At 43.3% G+C, this 7,229-nt stretch carries 4 protein-coding genes; all 4 read right to left on the bottom strand.

What is annotated here, in order from left to right:
* Positions 1-344: hypothetical protein (locus L4C33_RS17850; RefSeq protein WP_428813761.1), on the bottom strand; the 344-nt coding region annotated here is incomplete at its 3' end.
* A gap of 247 nt (positions 345-591) precedes the next feature.
* Complete coding sequence (gene mukB / locus L4C33_RS17845) at positions 592-5,049, bottom strand: chromosome partition protein MukB (RefSeq protein ID WP_428813760.1); 4,458 nt, start codon at positions 5,047-5,049, stop codon at positions 592-594.
* Positions 5,046-5,840, bottom strand: coding sequence for a chromosome partition protein MukE (gene mukE, locus L4C33_RS17840; RefSeq protein ID WP_428813759.1), 795 nt, complete (start codon positions 5,838-5,840; stop codon positions 5,046-5,048). Before mukE ends, mukB begins: the two co-directional genes overlap by 4 nt.
* Positions 5,821-7,158 carry a chromosome partition protein MukF gene (gene mukF, locus L4C33_RS17835; protein ID WP_428813758.1) on the bottom strand — a complete coding sequence of 446 codons (1,338 nt, stop codon included), beginning with the start codon at positions 7,156-7,158 and terminating at the stop codon, positions 5,821-5,823. The genes mukE and mukF overlap by 20 nt, the downstream gene beginning before the upstream one ends.
* Positions 7,159-7,229: the final 71 nt, after the last annotated feature.

Below are 7,229 nucleotides of genomic sequence, written 5' to 3'. Positions count from 1 at the left end.
CGATGGTATTGTTCTAGTGCTGAAGCAAGATCAGAGACACCACTCTTTTGTGCACCGTCAACGATGATTTCTAAGTCACTCAACACGCTTAACATTTGATTAAAAAGCTCGACAGCAGCTTCAACATTTTCTTCTTCCGAGAGAATAACCGCGTTATTCATTTGTTGGTCGTATTGAGAAAATAGACTGTTCGCTTCAACAGCCAGCTCTGAAGCCGGAAAAAGGTTAGCTTGTATTTGATGGAAGTCTTGTTTAGTTCTTTGTTCCATCTTCCCATAAAGCATGAAGGTCCCGGCAAATAGGCCAAGTACCAGAAGGCTAAATATTGCGAGTCTAGCTTTCATTTTTACGTACACCGTTCTTGTTAATACAATGTAAAGCTACAACGACAACAAACAGAATGCAATACTGATAATTAAATTACTCACACTTATATCTCAGAAATTGAACCTAAGACCGGAAATTCGTATTTAACTGGGGATGAACTTGTGTAATCAGAAATAAAAAAACGCTGAACGGGATACGTTCAGCGTTTTTATTATTTTATTTTTAGTAGCCTAATTTTAGGCAACACTAATAACCATTTAGAGGCTAGGCTTCTTCAATCAATTCCTGCATTGAAACCGTTGGTTTAGGCTCTTGAGCAAAGCCACGCAGTCCAACTACATGTACGTGTTCGTGGTCTTTAAACACCTTACGAACAAGCTTATATGTCGTTCCTTTCTCTGGGCTAATGTTCTCAGGCGCAGCAATAAGAAGTTGCATACCTAAGCGGTCACACAGTTCAAATAACGTCGAGATAGATTTCGCATCCAAACGAGCCGCTTCATCCAAGAACAATAGACGACATGGGACAATATCTTTGCTACGTAAGCGGCGTGATTCTTCTTCCCAGCTCTGGATAACCATCAATAGGATTGATTGACCCGTACCGATAGCTTCACCTGTAGAAAGTGCTCCAGACTCAGCTTGCAACCAACCGTCAGAACCACGGTTCACTTCAACACTTAGCTCTAAGTAGTTACGGTAATCTAGCAGCTCTTCACCTAATACTTGAGGCGAGCGTTGTCCCATATCGATATGTGGGTTTACACGCTGGAACAGTTTTGCCATTGCCTCAGAGAAAGTGAATCGATTGGTTTCGAACAAGTCTTTATGTTGCTCTTGCTGAGTAGCCAAACCGGAAAGAAGCACTTCGTGACTTTCGCGGATCTTAACATTCAGACGAACGCCTTTAACCTGACCGAAGTATATATTCGATAAACCTTGGTTAAGCATACGAATACGGTTCTGCTCTCGCTGAATCGTTTTCTTAATAATGCTTGCAACAGATTCAGAGCTAATTGCTAAACGGTTTTCACGTAAAGTCAGCTCTTCAGTAAGACGTGCTAGCTCCACTTCCATTTCTTCAATAGCTTCCACAGGATCATCAGTATGGATGATGTCCTGGCGAATACGCTCTCGAAGATGTTGATATACGGCAATGTAGAACAATACCTTACGCTCAGGGTGTGCGTTATCTTCAGATAAACGTAGAGAATCACGCAGATCTTCGTTATCAGCGACAGCTAGGCGAAGTGCACCCAATGATTTGTCAGACATAGAACGTAGTTCACCCGGTGACAAATAAGCTAACTCACGTTTATGTAAACGGCGTTCTACGTCATTTTCACGAGCTAAACGCAGAACTGAGCACCAACCAGCTTTCGCCGCGACCACAAAGGTACGCAGTTCAATGTATTCTTTCTGAACTTTTTTAAGGCGTTTTGCTAAGCCTTTCATCTCTAATTCAGTAGAGGTGATCGTGCGCTCAAATTCACTCTTACGGTTACGAGAGCTGTGTAAACGTTCTTGAAGTTCGTCACGACGACGTGCCGCGCGCTCCTCTGAACCTTCATCAGCATTCACTCCAAACTCTTGCAGCTCTTGCTTAAATTCTTGAACCGTTTCTAGCTTCGCTTGATGAGAGCTTTTCAGTGCAGCCAATACTTGATTGTACTGGTTCATTTGCTCACGAGCTTGCTTCAAGCCATCACGACCTCTAGTACGAGCTTGCTCTGCTTGTACTAATTTGCCTTTCAGTTGCTCACTTAKCTCACTGCTCTTGTTAAGCAAGTCGACAGAGTCTTGATACGCAAAGTAATGGCGACGTTCAATCAAATCAGACAAAGCAAACATTTTTGTTTTGAGTGCTTGTAAGTCCGTATCTGCTTGTTTGTAGTCAGCTTCTAGCGCTTCAAACTGCTCAGGGTCGGCATCAAGTGCAGAAACAATTTGCTCTAAAGCCGTTAATGCYTTTGAGTGGCTGTTTAGATAAGTTTTTGCTTCGCTTAGACGCTCTAATTGCGACTCTAGCTCTGCAAAACGTTCGGCTAATGTTTCATCTTCAATGATACGCATCATTGGAGCTAGCTTATCTAATGTAGATAAAGCCTGCTTACTTTGTGTTAGTTGGCTACGTTGCTGTTGCTCTTTAGCGTTCAACTCAGAAATGGCACGGCCAACCAAATTACGTTTCTCACGTACGTTAGTTAATGCTTGTTCTGGGTCAGCTTCAAATGCAACTTGCAGATGTTGAGCCACAAAGTTGTTAAATGCTTGGTACAGGCGCATCAATTTTTGAGAATCGAAAGACGCCTTTGCATGATTCTCAACAACAGTTTCACGCTCTTCACGTAAACGTTCTAAACGCTGTTCACGTGCCGCACGACCAAATAATGGGATCTCAGGAAAACGTGAGTAACGCATTTGACGATCATTAAGTTGAACGCAAACAGCGCCTTCCAATTCATCCGCGTTGAACGAACTGTCATCAAATGCATCCACATCCCCTTCAAGGATATATAGATCGTCTGGGCAATCTTCAAGATCAACCAGCTTTTCTTTAATACCATCTAGATCCGATACAACAATGGCGTGTCGTGCAGGACCGTACATAGCACTGAAATAAGGCGCATCATCAATAGTGATGTCATCGTAAATTTCAGAAAGAAGTACACCACCAAGCGTATCTGCTAGGCCTTTCAAACGAGGGTCATTTGAACCACCTGGAGAAGCCAAACGTTCAATTTCTTGATCCAATTCGCCACGACGTTGAGACAGCTTATCTTTGGCAATCGACTGCGTTTTTTCGTCTTGCAGAACTTGCTGCATTTGCGTCATAACAGCCTGAGTATCTTCTAACTCAGTACCGGTTTGTTCACGCAAAGATTCTAGTGCGTCGTTTGCAGTAATCCATGCCGGAGCAATCGCTTCAAGCTTTTGAACTTGCTGAGTAAGATCTTGATCTTGTCGACGCTGCTCACTCTTAGTTTCACGCAGCTCTTCCTGAGCAAAGTCTAAAGACTCCAACAACATAGAGTGACGTTCACGTTCTTCTTCAAATGCCAACTCATCAGTAAGAGCAACGCTGTGCTGTTTTTCATACTCATTAGCTAACTGTTTAGCTTGACGTTGTTGAGCGCTATCACGCTCCATATCGCGATGCTGAGCACGCCACTGTTGTTCATTCTGAAGAAGGTGCTTAGCTTCGCGCGCTTTATTCAGCGCTTGTTTTGCACTTTCAGGAGCCTCACTTCGTTCAACTTGACCAACAACACTGCGAACAAGTGATAAAGCCTTCTCAAATTGCGCCGACGCAGCTGAAGACATATCAAGCTTATGTTTAAGAGCTAACAACGCCTGCGTGCTGCTTTCTTCTTGAGTCTTCAGTTCTGAAACTAGAGAAATAGCACCTTCAGGAGTAATTGATGCGTCACCCAGCAGCGCTTTAGTTTTATCTAGAGCTTGTACCGCCTGTTGATATTGCAAGGCACGTGTTTGCTGAACATCAAGAGCTTGTTGGTAATCAGCTAGCTGAGTTTTTAAGCTATCAACTTCTTCTTCTGTCATGGTTGCTTGTTCTTCAGCTAAAAGCACACGCTCTTGAGCTTCTTCAACAACCATCATCTGTTCTTCTAAACGTTCACTTAGTTCTTCAAGATCATCGCTGTAACGAGCAATTTTTTCTTGCTGGCGTAACGCTGTTTGCACAAGCTGCAAGTGATCCGACGCTGCTTGGTAATCTTGTTCCAGTGAAGATTCCTGATCGACTAAAACTTCAAGCTCTTCTTGTACACGGTTAAGCAGGGTGTTTTGTTCAAGCAACGTTTCACGAGAACCAAACAATTCACCCCGCAGTTTCATGGTTTGATCTAACTTGTTACGACGATCGTTAGCGTGGCGCATGTAATCGGCAGCTACGTAGTTGGTCGATTCAGTGATCAAATGCTTAAACAAATCACGATCAGATTGTGTCGTTTTAATCGCTTCAAGCGTCATACGGTTTTCACGTAATGCCGATTCCATATCTTGGAACGCTTTCTTAACACCACCATTTTGTGGCAATAAGTAATCACGCAAAGAGCGTGTAATCGCACTCGAGATACCACCGTACAAAGAAGCTTCAATTAAACGGTAGAACTTAGAACGGTCGCTGCTGTTACGCAGTTTCTTCGGTACAACGCCGTATTCAAACATTTGAGCGTGATAGTCAACGATTGAAGTGAACGCTTTAAAATGTGCACCTTCATATTGAGCCACAGCGGCTTTTACATCATTAAGCTGACATACGCGCGCGTGGTTATCCGAAACGTTTTCAATAAGTACGTCTGTTGGCTTCACATGACTTGGGAGACCTTGAATGACGAACGGCTTGATATCGACTTTCTTATCACGGCCGGCTACTTGTTGTAGTTTTACAGCAAACAACAAGCGTTGGTTACGTGAGTTCACTACATCTAAAGCTGCGTAACATGCGCCAGGTTGTAATTTCCCGTAAAGGCCTTTGTCACGAGACGACTGTGAGCTACCCGCTTCTGTCGTATTTCGGAAGTGCAGTAAGCTTTGATCAGGGATCAATGCCGTAATAAAGGCAGCCATAGTGGTCGACTTACCCGCACCGTTACCGCCTGATAATGTGGTCACCAACCCATCGATATCAAATGTACGCGCAAAGAAGCCGTTCCAGTTGATCATCGTCAGCGATTGATACTTGCCTCTTTCAATCATGCTTCACCTTCCGCTTGTTTTTGATCGTCATACTGCTCTTGTTCATCAAAAGAAGCTTGCTCGCCAAATATATCTTGTTGTTCTTCAGCTTTAGAATCTGCCGCTGAATCTGCATCGTCAGAACTTAACAGGCTGCCTTGGCTAGGCTCTGGAGTGTGTACCACAGCTTCACCATCACGGATAAGACGCAATTGCGCTTCTTTCATATCATCACCGACACGAACGTCAGCACCAAAGCGGAACACCGCTTCGCTGATACGAAACTTACCAGTTTCACCAATTGAAATGATCATGCCGATACGACGTAGGCGACGCAGTGAAGTGCGCACTTTTTCAAACAGTTTTTCTTTATCTAAATCTGAGCCAGAAGCTCGGTTTGTTGCGAGCTTAAGTAACTTTTTCTCGTCAGCTAGCGCCAACATTTCTTCATAAAGCTCTTGATTAGTAAAGATACCTTCATGTGCCAAACGTTCTGGGCTTAGATATAAGAAACACAAAACCTTGCCTACCAACATATCTAATTCTGATAAAACGCTGCGGCTAATCAAAGACGTAGAACGAGGTCGCAAATAGAAGAAACCTTCAGGTGCTTTTACCAATTCAGTATTATAGCGCTGGTAGAAGTGTGCTAATTCGACTTCAAAATCAGACAGCAATGCGTGGTTATCAAGATCTTCACTTGATACATGTTTACCAGCACGCAGCATACTATCCAATGCTGGAAACAATGGATTCGCTATCGCTTTAACCAGTTTTTCTGGCATGTAATCGTCAGTATTTGTTAATGACATTTGCTTGTACCTTTGCACCAAAATCGTTGATTGCCTGCCAGTCAGGCTGTACGGCCTGGTAGTCAGACGCTGAATAACCTAAGCGAACAGCTTGGTCGACAACAATTCTAGCTAAATCAAAATGGTGAGTTCGTGGATGTTCTGCAAGGTAATCTCGTAGAACCAATCCTAAATCAATTGGCGTGCCCTGCTCTTTGTGAACTTTTAGCATCGCTGCAATTCGTTCTGAAAGTTGGTCGTTTACCTGTTCAAACTCTTCATACTCCACTTCTAATGGAGCTTGCCCTGTTACTTCGTCATCGCGAAGTACTAAAGCTTCGTCGCGTAAATCGGTTAATCGCTCGGCATCAGCGTAAGTCAAATACCAAGGGGCATCGAAATAATCGGTCACCGATTGACGTAAACGTTGGCTGAAAGCACGGTTTTTATCCATATCAATCGCGGTACGAATAAACTTGTGAACATGGCGGTCATAACCTATCCAAAGGTCAATCGCCTGTTGTCCCCAGCTTGTGATTCGGTCGAGCTTCATCTGTAAACCAAACAAAGTTTCACCAACGAACTCTAGTTCATCGTCACCGTATACAATCTCTTGGATATCTAATATCTGAGTTTGCAATTCATCACCGGCAGCTTGGAGAGTATCTTGTAGCTCTTTTAGAGTCGCTGACGTTTCTGAAAGTAATTGCTCACAGTTGTTAATAGCTTCACGCCAGTCCTTATTTAATAAGTCTGCGATTTGCTGTTTAACAGTTTGCTGCTGCTCATCCATGACACGCTGGTTAAGATCGATTTGATCAAAAATCTCACCAACTGAATATTTTAAAACGCCATATACGTTCTTTTTCCAATGCCCTGGCGTTCCACCTTTCTGTGCAGCGTCAATAGCCTTCGACATTTCATCAGCAACCATGGTTAGCTGAATTGAAAGCTTAAGCTTAGAGAATTGTCGGTGGCGCAAATAGTAATCTGTAATACCGATAGCAAGTGGAGACAAGCGATAGATACTTGCTCCATCAGTAATTTCGCTGGTAAAGCGACTGATAAGCTTCTGTTTAACTAGCTCATTGATGGCATTRTTAGCACGGAATGCAGACGCATCCCCTGTCTCTTCAAACATACGAGTGACAATGGTAAATGCATCATGCAATTCACCTTCGCCTAATTCTTCATCGAACCTTTCATTACTCAGTACTGCAACGGCAATTAAAAACGCCAGTCGCTCTGGTGAAAGATTTAAAGCGAAATCGTGTTGCTTGACCCAGCCCACCAACTCATCTATTGGCTGCTCTTCGGCAGTTTGAGTCATTTCACTCATGGTTGTTCCTGTTGCTTTTTGATACCAATCTCATAGAAGTACTATTCATGCTTTTTAGCCCATACATGAAT

Origin of the sequence: Vibrio makurazakiensis, assembly GCF_050337375.1 — a bacterium.
Taxonomy (GTDB): domain Bacteria; phylum Pseudomonadota; class Gammaproteobacteria; order Enterobacterales; family Vibrionaceae; genus Vibrio; species Vibrio makurazakiensis.
The sequence above is the reverse complement of the archived record's forward strand: the minus strand, read 5'-3'. Positions and strand labels throughout refer to the sequence as shown.

Bases quoted from the DNA above. Each gene is read 5' to 3' on its own strand.
- mukE (WP_428813759.1), bottom strand. From the start codon at position 5,840: ATGTCATTAACAAATACTGACGATTACATGCCAGAAAAACTGGTTAAA.